Below are 15,389 nucleotides of genomic sequence, written 5' to 3' on the forward strand. Positions count from 1 at the left end.
AGGTGGTCGTACCGTTGGTGCTGGCGTGGTTGCCAAAGTCATCGAGTAATCGTTGATATTGGTTCGTCAGGTCGGCATAATGGTCGGCCTGACTTATCTAGGCCAGTAGCTCAATTGGCAGAGCGGCGGTCTCCAAAACCGCAGGTTGGGGGTTCGATTCCCTCCTGGCCTGCCAAATTCCAAAATGCGAATTTGGCGTTTCTTGCAGCAGGATTTTCTTAGATGACGAGTAAAGTTGAAGGCAGCGAAAATCGCCTTGATGCCCTTAAGTGGCTGGCTGTGGCGCTCTTGGTTGCTGTTGGCGTGGTCGGGAATCAGTATTTTTCCGCTGAGCCGATTCTTTATCGTGTCCTGGTGCTGCTGGTGCTTGCTGCTGCAGCGGGCTTTCTGGCGTTTCAGACGGCGAAAGGCAAGGCCTTTGCTGTTTTGTTGAAAGAGGCGCGCGTTGAAATTCGCAAGGTGGTCTGGCCGACGCGCCAGGAAACTACCCAAACCACCATGATTGTTGTTCTGGTGATTCTTCTTATGGCGCTGATGTTGTGGGGGCTTGACTCCCTGCTCGGCTGGCTTGTTTCTCTGATTGTTGGTTGATAGGTGCGCCGTGGCTAAGCGTTGGTACGTTGTGCATGCTTATTCGGGTTACGAAAAGCATGTCATGCGCTCGCTAATCGAGCGTGTCAAGTTAGCTGGCATGGAAGAGCAGTTCGGCGAGATTCTGGTTCCCACTGAAGAAGTGGTTGAGATGCGTAACGGCCAGAAACGCAAGAGCGAGCGCAAGTTCTTCCCGGGCTATGTTCTTGTGCAGATGGAGATGAACGAGGGTACTTGGCACTTGATCAAGGATACGCCTCGTGTCATGGGTTTTATTGGTGGTACGGCTGATAAGCCTGCGCCGATTACCGAGAAGGAGGCTGAGGCCATCCTTCGTCGTGTGGCGGATAGCGGTGATAAGCCTAAACCCAAAACGCTGTTTGAGCCGGGTGAGACGGTTCGAGTGGTTGATGGTCCCTTCGCTGATTTCAATGGCGTTGTTGAGGAAGTCAACTATGAGAAAAGCCGTATTCATGTGGCTGTGATTATTTTTGGTCGCTCCACGCCGGTTGAGCTGGAGTTCAGTCAGGTCGAAAAGGTCTGACCATGTAATCCCGCGCCCCGCAGTCTTCTGGCTGCGGGGCTTTGTTGTCACTGGGATAAACCCAAAAAAGAGAGTGGGGAGCCTTTGGGCGCTTGAACCCATAATTGGAGTGTTAAATGGCTAAGAAAATCCAAGCTTACATCAAGCTTCAGGTTAAGGCCGGTCAGGCCAATCCGTCGCCGCCCGTTGGCCCTGCGCTGGGTCAGCATGGCGTGAATATCATGGAGTTCTGCAAGGCCTTCAATGCCCGTACTCAGGGTATGGAAGCCGGTCTGCCGACCCCGGTAATCATCACTGTATACAGTGATCGTAGCTTCACTTTCGAAACCAAGAGCACTCCGGCAGCTGTATTGCTGAAGAAAGCCGCTGGTATCGCCAGTGGTTCTGCGCGCCCGAACACCCAGAAAGTGGGTACCGTTACCCGTGCTCAGCTGGAAGAGATTGCCAAGATCAAGCAGGCTGATCTGACTTCTGCTGACCTCGATGCAGCTGTGCGTACTATCGCCGGTTCTGCTCGCAGCATGGGCCTGAACGTGGAGGGTGTGTAATGGCTAAGTTGACCAAGCGCCAAAAGGCTATCGCTGAGAAAGTGGTGGCTGGCAAGCAATACGCTTTTGTCGAGGCCGCCGCTCTGCTGGCTGAGCTGTCGACCATCAAGTTCAAAGAGTCGGTAGATATTGCCTTCAACCTCGGCGTTGATCCGCGCAAGTCTGACCAGGTCGTTCGCGGCGCCACCGTGCTGCCCAATGGTACTGGCAAGACTGTTCGTGTTGCCGTGTTTACTCAGGGCCCGGGCGTTGAAGCTGCTCTGGCTGCTGGTGCAGACAAGGTTGGTATGGATGATCTGGCTGCCGAAATGAAGGCCGGTGATCTGAACTATGACGTGGTCATTGCTTCTCCGGATGCCATGCGTGTAGTCGGTCAGTTGGGTCAGGTTCTTGGTCCGCGTGGTCTGATGCCGAACCCGAAAGTAGGCACTGTGACTCCTGACGTCGCTACTGCGGTCAAGAATGCTAAGGCTGGTCAGGTACGCTTCCGTACCGACAAGAACGGTATCGTGCACGCCTCCGTAGGCAAGGTTGATTTCGAGCCGACCAAGCTGAAGGAAAACGTCGAAGCACTGTTGGCTGATCTGAAGCGCCTGAAGCCGTCCACCTCCAAAGGTGTGTATGTCAAGCGTATTACCCTGAGCACCACCATGGGTCCGGGTCTGCAGATCGATCAGGCTTCTCTGGAAGCCTAAGTGATAAGGGGTGAAGGCTAGCCTTCACCCCAACTATTGGGGTCCCTGCCTGGCGGGGGCTATCCAAGACCGTAGGTGACGTAAGTCTTAAACCACTGCCTACGCAGATGGTGCTCCCGATTCCTTACCGAATCAGACACCAAAACGACGCCAAGCCTGGCTTGGCGAAACGGTAACATCCAGGAGTAAACCCGTGGCAATTAAACTCGAAGACAAGAAGGCCATCGTCGCTGAAGTCAACGAGGCTGCCAAAGCTGCCCTGTCCGCTGTCGTGGCTGATGCCCGTGGCGTGACCGTAGGTGCTATGACCGGACTCCGTAAAGAGGCCCGCGAAGCTGGTGTGTACGTAAAAGTCGTACGTAACACCCTGCTCAAACGCGCCGTTGAAGGCACTGATTTTGAAGTGCTCAACGACGTGTTCAAAGGCCCGACCCTGGTTGCCTTCTCCAACGAACATCCGGGCGCTGCTGCCCGTATTTTCAAGGAGTTTGCCAAGGGTCAGGACAAGTTCGAGATCAAGGCAGCTGCGTTTGAAGGCAAGTTCATTGCAGCCAATCAGATCGACGTACTGGCAACTCTGCCGACCTACGACGAAGCCGTTGCACAGCTGATGAGCGTGATTCAAGGCGCTACCAGCAAGCTGGCTCGTACTCTGGCGGCTATTCGCGACCAGAAAGAAGGCGCTGCTGCCTGATTCAGGCATTTCACCTCTTTCAACGTTATTTGTTTAATTTGATGGCCGCGAAGGCTGTCACCCCAATACAGGAATTAGAGTCATGGCTCTGACCAACGAAGACATCATCAACGCCGTATCCGAAATGTCCGTCATGCAGATCGTTGAACTGATCAAGGCGATGGAAGAGAAGTTCGGCGTTACCGCCGCTGCTGCTGTTGCAGCTGGCCCGGCTGTTGCCGCTGCCGCTGTTGAAGAGCAGACCGAGTTCACCATCTTCCTGGCTGACGCTGGCGACAAGAAAGTGAACGTGATCAAGGCAGTTCGCGAACTGACTGGTCTGGGTCTGAAAGAAGCCAAGGCAGTTGTCGATGGCGCCCCGGGTGTTGTCAAAGAAGGCGTTTCGAAAGAAGAAGCCGAAGCTGCCAAGAAGGCCCTGGAAGAAGCAGGCGCCAAAGTCGAGCTCAAGTAAGCGACGACCTTGCGTCTACAGCCCGCGCGTTAAGCAACAGGCTGACGGCTGGTGGCAATTGCCACCGGCCTTTTTCCGTTCTAGGCCGTACCTGGCTGTAAACGGAATACCCACCGGAAAGGTGGCGCAGGCCGTAGGGCTTGCACGATTTTCTGGTAGCCGCCGCCGGCGGCTGCCAAACAAGCAGGTGACCAAGCTGGGGAACGCTGATGGCTTACTCATATACTGAGAAAAAACGTATCCGCAAGGACTTTAGCAAGTTGCCGGACGTTATGGATGTGCCTTACCTCCTGGCCATCCAACTGGATTCGTACCGTGAATTCTTGCAGCAAGGCGTGAGCAAGGAGCAGATCCGCGACATCGGCCTGCATGCGGCCTTCAAGTCCGTATTCCCGATCATCAGCTACTCCGGTAACGCTGCCCTGGAATATGTCGGCTACCGTCTGGGCGAGCCGGCCTTCGACGTCAAGGAATGCGTGTTGCGCGGCGTGACCTTTGCGGTGCCGCTGCGAGTCAAGGTGCGCCTGATCATTTTCGACAAAGAGTCGTCGAACAAAGCGATCAAGGACATCAAAGAGCAAGAAGTTTACATGGGCGAAATTCCGCTCATGACCGAGAACGGTACCTTCGTCATCAATGGTACCGAGCGGGTGATCGTTTCCCAGCTGCACCGTTCTCCGGGTGTGTTCTTCGACCACGACCGTGGCAAGACCCATAGCTCGGGCAAGCTGCTGTATTCCGCGCGCATCATTCCCTATCGTGGTTCCTGGCTGGACTTTGAGTTTGATGCCAAGGACTGCGTTTTCGTGCGTATCGACCGTCGTCGCAAACTGCCTGCCTCGGTTTTGTTGCGCGCGCTTAACTATGGCACCGAAGAGATTCTCACGAATTTCTACGATACCAACGTATTCCATGTCGAAGGTGAGCGCCTCAAGCTGGAGCTGGTTCCCCAGCGCCTGCGCGGTGAAATTGCGGCCTTTGATATTCAGGATGAAAAGGGCAAGGTCATTGTCGAACAGGGCCGTCGTATCACGGCGCGTCATATCAACCAGATCGACAAGGCCGGCATCAAGGAGCTGGAAGTCCCGCTGGAATACGTGCTCGGCCGTACTATTGCCAAGGCGATTGTGCATCCGGCAACTGGCGAGATCATTGCCGACTGCAATGCTGAACTGACCACGGATCTGCTGGCCAAGATTGTCAAAGCCCAGGTCGTGCGCATCGAGACGCTGTACACCAACGATATCGATTGTGGTCCGTTCATCTCCGACACACTGAAGATCGACTCCACCAGCAACCAGCTGGAAGCGTTGGTCGAAATCTATCGCATGATGCGTCCTGGTGAGCCGCCGACCAAGGATGCCGCCGAGACCCTGTTCAACAACCTGTTCTTCAGTGCCGAGCGTTACGACCTGTCGGCTGTTGGCCGCATGAAGTTCAACCGTCGTATCGGTCGCACCGAGATCGAAGGTTCGGGCGTGCTGAGCAAGGAAGACATCGTCGACGTTTTGAAGACTCTGGTAGCCATCCGTAACGGTAAAGGCATTGTCGATGACATCGACCACCTGGGTAACCGTCGCGTACGTTGTGTCGGCGAAATGGCCGAGAACCAGTTCCGTGTCGGCCTGGTGCGTGTCGAACGCGCGGTCAAGGAACGTCTGTCGATGGCCGAAAGCGAAGGCCTGATGCCGCAGGACCTGATCAACGCCAAGCCGGTTGCCGCGGCGGTGAAGGAGTTCTTCGGTTCCAGCCAGCTTTCGCAGTTCATGGACCAGAACAACCCGCTCTCCGAGATCACCCACAAGCGTCGTGTTTCCGCGCTTGGCCCAGGTGGTCTGACCCGTGAGCGTGCCGGCTTCGAAGTCCGTGACGTACACCCGACCCACTACGGTCGCGTGTGCCCGATTGAGACCCCTGAAGGTCCGAACATCGGTCTGATCAACTCGCTGGCCGCCTACGCCCGCACCAACCAGTATGGCTTCCTGGAAAGTCCGTACCGTGTGGTCAAGGAAGGCAAGGTCACTGACGAAATCGTCTTCCTGTCTGCTATCGAAGAAGCCGATCACGTGATCGCTCAGGCCTCCGCGACCCTGAACGACAAAGGTGAGCTGGTCGACGAGCTGGTGGCAGTACGTCACCTCAACGAATTTACCGTGAAGGCACCGGAAGACGTCACCCTGATGGACGTCTCGCCCAAGCAGGTTGTCTCGGTTGCTGCCTCGCTGATTCCGTTCCTCGAGCACGACGACGCCAACCGCGCCCTCATGGGTTCGAACATGCAGCGTCAGGCTGTGCCGACCCTGCGTGCCGACAAGCCGCTGGTGGGTACCGGCATGGAGCGCAACGTTGCTCGTGACTCCGGCGTTTGCGTCGTGGCCCGTCGTGGTGGTGTGATCGACTCCGTCGACGCTAGCCGCATCGTGGTGCGTGTCAACGATGACGAAGTCGAAACAGGCGAAGCCGGTGTCGATATCTACAACCTGACCAAGTACACCCGCTCCAACCAGAACACCTGCATCAACCAGCGTCCGCTGGTACAGAAGGGTGATCAGGTGGCGCGCGGCGACATCATGGCTGACGGCCCGTCCACCGACATGGGTGAGCTGGCGCTGGGTCAGAACATGCGCGTCGCGTTCATGCCGTGGAACGGCTTCAACTTCGAAGACTCCATCTGCCTGTCCGAGCGCGTGGTTCAGGAAGATCGTTTCACCACCATCCATATCCAGGAGCTGACCTGTGTCGCCCGGGATACCAAGCTGGGTGCTGAAGAGATCACCGCGGACATTCCCAACGTGGGTGAAGCTGCGCTGAACAAGCTCGACGAAGCAGGCATTGTCTATGTCGGTGCCGAGGTTGGTCCGGGCGATATCCTAGTTGGTAAGGTCACCCCGAAAGGCGAAACCCAGCTGACCCCGGAAGAGAAGCTGCTGCGTGCGATCTTCGGTGAGAAGGCGTCTGATGTGAAGGACACCTCCCTGCGTGTGCCGACCGGCACCAAGGGTACTGTGATTGATGTGCAGGTGTTCACCCGTGACGGCGTTGAGCGTGACAGCCGCGCGCTGTCCATCGAAAAGCAGCAGCTTGACGAGATCCGCAAGGACCTCAACGAAGAGTTCCGCATTGTTGAAGGTGCCACCTTCGAGCGTCTGCGTTCAGCGCTGGTTGGTGCCAAGGCAGAAGGCGGTGCCGGTCTGAAGAAAGGCGCGGTCATCACCGATGAGTTCCTCGACGGCCTTGAGCGTGGTCAGTGGTTCAAGCTGCGTATGGCCGACGATGCGCTCAACGAGCAGTTGGAGAAGGCGCAGGCCTACATCTCCGACCGCCGTCAGTTGCTCGACGACAAGTTCGAAGACAAGAAACGCAAGCTGCAGCAGGGCGACGATCTGGCGCCGGGCGTACTGAAGATCGTCAAGGTCTACCTGGCTATCAAGCGTCGTATCCAGCCGGGCGACAAGATGGCCGGTCGTCACGGTAACAAGGGTGTGGTCTCGGTGATCATGCCGGTCGAAGACATGCCGCATGATGCCAATGGCACACCGGTCGACATCGTCCTCAACCCGCTGGGCGTACCCTCGCGTATGAACGTCGGACAGATCCTCGAAACCCACCTGGGCCTGGCGGCCAAGGGCCTGGGCGAGAAGATCAACCGTATGCTTGAAGAGCAGCGCAAGGTCGCTGAACTGCGCAAGTTCCTCACCGAGATCTACAACGAGATCGGTGGCCGCCAGGAAAACCTCGAGTCCTTCTCCGATAACGAGATCCTCGAACTGGCGAAGAACCTCAAGGGCGGTGTGCCGATGGCTACTCCGGTCTTCGACGGTGCCAAGGAGAGCGAGATCAAGGCCATGTTGAAGCTGGCCGATCTGCCGGAAAGCGGCCAGATGCGCCTGTTCGACGGCCGTACCGGTAATCAGTTTGAGCGTCCGACCACCGTCGGCTACATGTACATGCTCAAGCTGAACCACCTGGTCGACGACAAGATGCACGCCCGTTCCACCGGTTCCTACAGCCTGGTTACCCAGCAGCCGCTGGGTGGTAAGGCGCAGTTCGGTGGTCAGCGCTTCGGGGAGATGGAGGTCTGGGCGCTGGAAGCCTATGGCGCCGCCTACACCCTGCAGGAAATGCTGACCGTGAAGTCGGACGACGTGAACGGCCGGACCAAGATGTACAAGAACATCGTGGACGGCGATCACCGCATGGAGGCCGGCATGCCCGAGTCCTTCAACGTGCTGATCAAAGAGATCCGCTCGCTCGGTATCGACATCGAACTGGAAACCGAATAACACGTTCTGCTGCGGCCGCGCTGACGGCCGCAGCAGGTCCGTGAGGAGGAAAGGCCTTGAAAGACTTGCTTAATCTGTTGAAAAACCAGGGTCAAATCGAAGAGTTCGATGCTATTCGTATCGGTCTGGCTTCGCCCGAGATGATTCGTTCCTGGTCCTTCGGCGAAGTGAAAAAGCCGGAAACCATCAACTACCGTACCTTCAAGCCGGAGCGCGATGGCCTGTTCTGCGCCAAGATCTTTGGCCCGGTGAAGGACTATGAGTGCCTGTGCGGCAAGTACAAACGCCTCAAGCACCGCGGCGTGATCTGTGAGAAGTGCGGCGTGGAAGTAGCGCTGGCCAAGGTGCGTCGCGAGCGCATGGGCCACATCGAGCTGGCTTCGCCGGTCGCCCACATCTGGTTCCTCAAGTCGCTGCCGTCGCGTATCGGCCTGCTGCTGGACATGACCCTGCGTGACATCGAACGCGTGCTCTATTTCGAGAGCTACGTGGTGATCGATCCGGGCATGACCACCCTGGAGAAGGGCCAGCTGCTCAACGACGAACAGTACTTTGAAGCCCTTGAAGAGTTCGGTGACGACTTCGACGCGCGCATGGGTGCTGAAGCGGTACGCGAGCTGCTGCTGGCGATCGACCTGGATCACGAGATTTCCCGTCTGCGCGAGGAAATCCCGCAGACCAATTCGGAAACCAAGATCAAGAAGCTTTCCAAGCGCCTGAAGCTGATGGAAGCCTTCAAGGACTCCGGCAACCATCCGGAGTGGATGGTCCTGACTGTCCTGCCGGTGCTGCCGCCGGACCTGCGTCCGCTGGTTCCGCTGGATGGTGGCCGCTTCGCGACTTCGGATCTGAACGATCTGTATCGCCGCGTGATCAACCGTAACAACCGTCTGAAGCGCCTGCTCGATCTGTCGGCGCCGGATATCATCGTGCGCAACGAAAAGCGCATGCTGCAGGAAGCGGTCGACGCCCTGCTCGACAACGGCCGTCGTGGTCGCGCCATCACCGGCTCGAACAAGCGTCCGCTGAAGTCGCTGGCCGACATGATCAAAGGTAAGCAGGGTCGCTTCCGTCAGAACCTGCTCGGTAAGCGCGTGGATTACTCCGGCCGTTCGGTAATTACCGTGGGTCCGACCCTGCGTCTGCACCAGTGCGGCCTGCCGAAGAAGATGGCCCTCGAGCTGTTCAAACCGTTCATTTTCGGCAAGCTGGAAATGCGCGGTATGGCCACCACCATCAAGGCGGCCAAGAAGATGGTCGAGCGCGAGCTGCCCGAGGTGTGGGACGTTCTCGCTGAAGTGATTCGCGAACATCCCGTACTGCTCAATCGCGCACCGACCCTGCACCGTCTGGGCATCCAGGCGTTCGAGCCGGTGCTGATCGAAGGTAAAGCGATCCAGCTGCACCCGTTGGTTTGTGCCGCGTACAACGCCGACTTCGACGGTGACCAGATGGCCGTACACGTGCCGCTGACCCTGGAAGCTCAGCTGGAAGCGCGCGCGCTGATGATGTCGACCAACAACGTGCTGTCGCCTGCCAACGGCGAGCCGATCATCGTGCCGTCGCAGGACGTGGTACTGGGTCTGTACTACATGACCCGTGAAGCGGTGAACGCCAAGGGTGAAGGTCGCGTGTTTGCCGACCTGCAGGAAGTCGACCGGGTGTTCCGCGCCGGTGAGGCTTCGCTGCACGCCAAGGTCAAGGTGCGCATCAACGAGACCGTCAAGCAGAAGGACGGCAGCCTGGTCAAGAACACCCGTATCGTCGACACCACCGTCGGCCGTGCGCTGTTGTTCCAGATCGTCCCGGCCGGCCTGTCGTTCGACGTGGTCAACCAGTCGATGAAGAAGAAGGCGATTTCCAAGCTGATCAACCAGTGCTACCGCACGGTGGGTCTGAAGGACACCGTGATCTTCGCCGACCAGCTGATGTACACCGGTTTCGCCTACTCGACCATCTCCGGTGTGTCGATCGGCGTGAACGACTTCGTCATCCCGGATGAGAAGGCGCGCATCATCGACGCCGCCACTGAGGAAGTGAAGGAAATCGAATCGCAGTACGCCTCCGGCCTGGTTACCCAGGGCGAGAAGTACAACAAGGTGATCGACCTGTGGTCGAAAGCCAACGACGAAGTGTCCAAGGCGATGATGGCCAACCTCTCGAAAGAGAAGGTAGTCGACCGCGAGGGCAAGACCGTCGAACAGGAGTCCTTCAACTCCATGTACATGATGGCCGACTCGGGGGCGCGTGGTAGTGCTGCGCAGATCCGTCAGCTGGCCGGTATGCGTGGCCTGATGGCCAAGCCGGACGGTTCGATCATCGAGACGCCGATCACCGCGAACTTCCGTGAAGGTCTGAACGTACTGCAGTACTTCATCTCCACGCACGGTGCGCGTAAAGGTCTGGCGGATACCGCACTGAAGACCGCCAACTCCGGTTACCTGACCCGTCGTCTGGTCGACGTGGCGCAGGATCTGGTGGTGACCGAGATCGATTGCGGCACCGAGCACGGCCTGCTGATGGCTCCGCATATCGAAGGCGGCGATGTGGTCGAGCCGCTCGGTGAGCGCGTGCTGGGCCGTGTTATCGCCAAGGATGTGTTCAAGCCGGGCAGCGATGAAGTCATCGTGCCGGCCGGTACTCTGGTTGACGAGAAGTGGGTCGAGTTCATCGAGCGCAACAGTATCGATGAGGTGGTCGTGCGTTCGCCGATCACCTGTGAAACCCGCTTTGGTATCTGTGCCAAGTGCTACGGTCGCGATCTGGCACGTGGTCATCAGGTCAACATCGGTGAAGCGGTCGGCGTCATTGCTGCCCAGTCCATCGGTGAGCCGGGCACCCAGCTGACCATGCGTACCTTCCACATTGGTGGTGCCGCCAGCCGTACCTCGGCTGCCGATAGCGTCCAAGTGAAGAATGGCGGAGCGATCCGTCTGCACAACCTCAAGCACGTCGAGCGCGTGGACGGCAACCTGGTCGCGGTTTCCCGCTCTGGTGAGCTGGCGGTGGCCGATGAGTTTGGCCGTGAGCGTGAACGCTACAAGCTGCCTTACGGTGCCGTTATTTCCGTGAAGGAAGGCGACAAGGTCGACGCCGGTGCCATCGTGGCCAAGTGGGATCCGCACACCCACCCGATCGTCAGTGAGATGAAAGGTACAGTGACCTTCGTTGGCATGGAGGAAGGCATCACCATCAAGCGTCAGACCGACGAACTGACCGGTCTGACCAACATCGAAGTGCTTGATCCGAAGGATCGTCCGGCGGCTGGCAAGGATATTCGTCCTGCCCTGAAGCTGGTCGATGCCAATGGCAAGGAATTGCTGTTGCCAGGTACCGACGTACCGGCCCAGTACTTCCTGCCGGCAAACGCCCTGGTTGGCGTGGCTGACGGTGCACAAATCGGTGTCGGTGACGTCATCGCGCGTATCCCGCAGGAAACTTCGAAGACCCGCGACATCACCGGTGGTCTGCCGCGTGTTGCCGACCTGTTCGAGGCGCGTCGCCCGAAAGAGGCGTCGATCCTCGCGGAAATCAGCGGCACCATCAGCTTCGGCAAAGAGACCAAGGGCAAGCGCCGTCTGGTCATCACGCCGACCGATGGTAGCGATCCGTACGAGGAGCTGATTCCGAAGTGGCGTCACCTCAACGTCTTCGAAGGCGAACAGGTGAACAAGGGTGAAGTGATTTCCGACGGTCCGAGCGACCCGCACGACATCCTGCGTCTGCTGGGTGTGAGTGCGCTGGCCAAGTACATCGTCAACGAGATCCAGGACGTTTACCGCCTGCAGGGCGTGAAGATCAACGACAAGCACATCGAAACCATCCTGCGTCAGATGCTGCGCAAGGTTGAGGTGAGCGAGTCGGGCGATTCCAGCTTCATCAAGGGTGATCAGGTCGAGCTGACTTCTGTATTGGGCGAAAACGAGCGCTTGGCTGCGGAAGACAAGTTCATCGCCAAGTACACCCGTGTGCTGCTGGGTATCACCAAGGCTTCGCTGTCCACCGAGTCGTTCATCTCCGCGGCGTCCTTCCAGGAGACCACTCGCGTACTCACCGAGGCGGCTGTCACTGGCAAGCGCGATTACCTGCGTGGTCTGAAGGAAAACGTGGTGGTAGGTCGTCTGATTCCTGCCGGTACCGGTCTGGCCTATCATGCCGAGCGCAAGCGTAAGCGTGATGCCGACAAACCTGTGCGTGTCAGCGCCAGTGAGGTGGAAGCCGCACTGACCGAAGCGCTGAACTCTGGGGATAATTGAGTGCATGGCCCGGGTGAGCGATCGCCCGGGCTTTGCCTTGACGGGGGCGGGTAGTCTCTTTAGACTCATGCACCCCTAAATTTGGCAGGGCATGTTGCTCTGCCATTTTGCTTTACCCGTAAAGCAATAGCGTCGAAAGACAACAGTGGAGCTTATAGATGGCAACGATTAACCAGCTGGTGCGTCAGCCGCGCAAGCGCATCGTCGAAAAATCCGACGTGCCTGCGCTGCAGAACTGCCCGCAGCGTCGTGGCGTGTGCACTCGCGTATACACCACTACGCCGAAAAAACCCAACTCGGCACTGCGTAAGGTCTGCCGTGTGCGCCTGACCAATGGTTACGAAGTTTCTTCGTACATCGGCGGTGAAGGCCACAACCTGCAGGAACACAGCGTCGTGCTGATCCGTGGCGGTCGTGTAAAAGACCTTCCGGGTGTGCGTTATCACACCGTGCGTGGTTCGCTGGATACCACCGGCGTTAAAGACCGTAAGCAGGGTCGTTCCAAGTACGGTACCAAGCGTCCGAAGTAATTCGCGCGCAACCGTTTTTTCTTTTTATTGAGTCGATAAGAGTAAGGTCGGGCACAGTCCCGGGCTAACCTGAAGACCGTTTGAGGGCTTATCAATGCCAAGACGTCGTGTAGCAGCCAAGCGTGAGATTCTGGACGATCCGAAGTACGGAAGTCAGCTTCTCGCCAAATTCATGAACCACGTGATGGAAAGCGGCAAGAAGGCCGTTGCCGAGCGCATCGTTTACGGTGCTCTGGAAACCGTCAAAGCACGCAAGAACAGCGATCCCCTGGAGATCTTCGAGAAAGCTCTCGACGCCATCGCTCCGCTGGTCGAAGTAAAGTCCCGCCGTGTCGGCGGTGCTACCTACCAGGTTCCGGTCGAAGTTCGTCCGTCCCGTCGTAACGCCCTGGCTATGCGCTGGCTGGTGGACTACGCGCGCAAGCGCGGTGAGAAGTCCATGGCTCTGCGCCTCGCTGGCGAGCTGCTGGATGCCGCTGAAGGCAAAGGCGCCGCGGTGAAGAAGCGTGAAGACGTGCACCGTATGGCCGAGGCCAACAAGGCCTTCTCGCACTACCGCTTCTAATTTCAGCGTCATTAACTTCGCGAGGGCTTTATGGCTCGTACTACCCCAATCAATCGCTACCGGAACATCGGTATCTGTGCCCACGTTGACGCGGGCAAGACCACCACGACCGAGCGTGTACTGTTTTATACCGGCGTAAACCACAAGCTGGGTGAAGTGCATGATGGCGCGGCTACTACCGACTGGATGGTGCAGGAGCAGGAGCGTGGTATTACCATCACTTCCGCTGCTGTAACCACTTTCTGGCAGGGCTCGCGCAGTCAGTTCCCGGACAAGTACCGTGTCAACGTAATCGATACCCCCGGTCACGTGGACTTCACCATCGAAGTAGAACGTTCGCTGCGTGTACTCGATGGTGCCGTCGTGGTGTTCTGTGGTACCTCCGGTGTGGAGCCGCAGTCGGAAACCGTATGGCGCCAAGCCAACAAGTACGGTGTGCCGCGTATCGTCTACGTCAACAAAATGGACCGTCAGGGCGCCAACTTCCTGCGTGTGGTTGAGCAGATCAAGAAGCGTCTGGGGCATACCCCGGTTCCGGTTCAGTTGGCCATTGGCGCAGAAGAAAACTTCGCCGGGCAGATCGATCTGCTGAAGATGAAGGCGATCTACTGGAACGACGAAGACAAGGGCATGACCTACCGCGAGGAAGAGATTCCCGCGGAGCTCCAGGACCTGGCCGAAGAGTATCGCTCCAACATGGTCGAGGCTGCAGCCGAAGCCAATGAGGAGCTGATGAACAAGTATCTCGAAGAGGGCGATCTGTCCGTCGAAGAGATCAAGGCTGGTCTGCGTCAGCGTACCCTGGCCTGTGAAATCGTTCCGGCAGTTTGTGGTTCTTCGTTCAAGAACAAGGGTGTTCCTCTGGTTCTCGATGCCGTAATCGACTACTTGCCTGCGCCTGACGAAGTCGAAGCCATCAAGGGTGTGCACCCGGATGATGACGAGAAGGTCGACAGCCGCAAGTCCAGTGACGATGAGCCGTTCGCGGCGCTGGCGTTCAAGATCGCTACCGACCCCTTCGTTGGTACGCTGACCTTCGTTCGCGTGTATTCCGGTGTGCTGGCTTCTGGCGACTCGGTGATCAACTCGGTCAAGGGCAAGAAAGAGCGCGTTGGTCGTATGGTGCAGATGCACGCCAACCAGCGTGAAGAAATCAAGGAAGTGCGCGCGGGCGATATTGCTGCCCTGATCGGCATGAAGGATGTCACCACCGGTGACACCTTGTGTGATCTGGACAAGCAGATCGTTCTCGAGCGCATGGACTTCCCGGAGCCCGTGATTCACGTGGCTGTCGAGCCGAAGACCAAGGCTGACCAGGAGAAAATGGGTATCGCTCTGGGCAAGCTGGCTCAGGAAGACCCGTCGTTCCGCGTCAAGACCGACGAAGAGTCCGGCCAGACCATCATTGGTGGTATGGGCGAGCTGCACCTGGACATCATTGTCGACCGCATGAAGCGTGAATTCGGCGTAGATGCCAACATCGGTAAGCCGCAGGTGGCCTACCGTGAAACCATCTCCAAGGACAATGTCGAGATCGAAGGCAAGTTCGTTCGTCAGTCCGGTGGTCGTGGTCAGTTCGGTCATTGCTGGATTCGCTTCTCGACTCCGGATGTGGACGACAAGGGCAATATCACCGAAGGTCTGGTGTTCACCAACGAAGTCGTGGGCGGTGTGGTTCCGAAGGAATACATTCCGGCCATTCAGAAGGGTATCGAAGAGCAGATGAAGAACGGCGTCGTGGCCGGTTATCCGCTGATCGGCCTGAAGGCTTCGGTGTTCGATGGTTCCTACCACGATGTGGACTCCAACGAAATGGCGTTCAAGATCGCTGCTTCCATGGCGACCAAGCAACTGGCCCAGAAGGGCGGTGGTAAGCTGCTTGAGCCGATCATGAAGGTAGAAGTAGTGACCCCCGAGGACTACATGGGCGACGTGATGGGTGACCTGAACCGTCGTCGCGGTCTGATCCAGGGTATGGAAGACTCGGTGTCCGGCAAGGTTATCCGTGCCGAAGTACCGCTGGGCGAGATGTTTGGTTACGCTACCGACGTTCGCTCCATGTCCCAGGGTCGCGCGAGCTACTCCATGGAGTTCTCCAAGTACGCAGAAGCTCCGTCGAACATCGTCGAAGCACTGGTTAAAAAACAAGGCTAATTCCGCCCTTTAAGTAAGAGGTTTACTGTCGTGGCTAAGGAAAAATTTGAACGTAACAAACCGCACGTCAACGTTGGC

At 57.7% G+C, this 15,389-nt stretch carries 11 protein-coding genes and 1 tRNA gene; all 12 read left to right on the plus strand.

Translation table 11 applies throughout. The annotated features are described in order from the left end of the window. Positions 1-99: 99 nt before the first annotated feature. Positions 100-175: transfer RNA gene (locus CFY91_RS09190), tRNA-Trp, on the plus strand. Between the two features lie 47 nt (positions 176-222). Then, entirely contained in the window at positions 223-591 is a 369-nt protein-coding gene (secE, locus tag CFY91_RS09195) for a preprotein translocase subunit SecE (protein ID WP_093986056.1), read from the plus strand. A gap of 10 nt (positions 592-601) precedes the next feature. Further along, positions 602-1,135: a transcription termination/antitermination protein NusG gene (gene nusG, locus CFY91_RS09200; protein ID WP_093986057.1), complete on the plus strand. Its 534-nt coding sequence runs from the start codon at positions 602-604 to the stop codon at positions 1,133-1,135. Between the two features lie 116 nt (positions 1,136-1,251). Next, positions 1,252-1,683, plus strand: coding sequence for a 50S ribosomal protein L11 (gene rplK / locus CFY91_RS09205; RefSeq protein ID WP_093986058.1), 432 nt, complete (start codon positions 1,252-1,254; stop codon positions 1,681-1,683). Then, the gene (gene rplA / locus CFY91_RS09210) at positions 1,683-2,378 is read left to right on the plus strand and encodes a 50S ribosomal protein L1 (RefSeq protein ID WP_093986059.1); all 696 of its coding nucleotides are present in this window, start codon (positions 1,683-1,685) and stop codon (positions 2,376-2,378) included. Before rplK ends, rplA begins: the two co-directional genes overlap by 1 nt. A 193-nt stretch (positions 2,379-2,571) precedes the next feature. Next, on the plus strand, positions 2,572-3,072 hold the full coding sequence (gene rplJ, locus CFY91_RS09215; protein WP_093986060.1) for a 50S ribosomal protein L10: 501 nt from the start codon (positions 2,572-2,574) through the stop codon (positions 3,070-3,072). Positions 3,073-3,154: 82 nt separating this feature from the next. Further along, a complete protein-coding gene (gene rplL / locus CFY91_RS09220) occupies positions 3,155-3,523 on the plus strand; it encodes a 50S ribosomal protein L7/L12 (RefSeq protein WP_093986061.1) in 369 nt (122 codons plus the stop codon). Positions 3,524-3,732: 209 nt separating this feature from the next. Then, the gene (gene rpoB, locus CFY91_RS09225; protein ID WP_093986062.1) at positions 3,733-7,806 is read left to right on the plus strand and encodes a DNA-directed RNA polymerase subunit beta; all 4,074 of its coding nucleotides are present in this window, start codon (positions 3,733-3,735) and stop codon (positions 7,804-7,806) included. Between the two features lie 56 nt (positions 7,807-7,862). After that, positions 7,863-12,062 (plus strand): DNA-directed RNA polymerase subunit beta', encoded by a 4,200-nt coding sequence (gene rpoC / locus CFY91_RS09230; protein WP_093986063.1) that lies wholly within the window; start codon positions 7,863-7,865, stop codon positions 12,060-12,062. Between the two features lie 158 nt (positions 12,063-12,220). Beyond that, a complete protein-coding gene (rpsL, locus tag CFY91_RS09235) occupies positions 12,221-12,592 on the plus strand; it encodes a 30S ribosomal protein S12 (protein WP_093986064.1) in 372 nt (123 codons plus the stop codon). A 94-nt stretch (positions 12,593-12,686) separates the two neighbouring features. Further along, positions 12,687-13,157, plus strand: coding sequence for a 30S ribosomal protein S7 (gene rpsG / locus CFY91_RS09240; protein WP_093986065.1), 471 nt, complete (start codon positions 12,687-12,689; stop codon positions 13,155-13,157). Positions 13,158-13,187: 30 nt separating this feature from the next. Then, complete coding sequence (gene fusA, locus CFY91_RS09245) at positions 13,188-15,311, plus strand: elongation factor G (protein WP_093986066.1); 2,124 nt, start codon at positions 13,188-13,190, stop codon at positions 15,309-15,311. Positions 15,312-15,389: the final 78 nt, after the last annotated feature.

Origin of the sequence: Pseudomonas fluvialis, from assembly GCF_002234375.1 — a bacterium.
GTDB lineage: Bacteria > Pseudomonadota > Gammaproteobacteria > Pseudomonadales > Pseudomonadaceae > Aquipseudomonas > Aquipseudomonas fluvialis.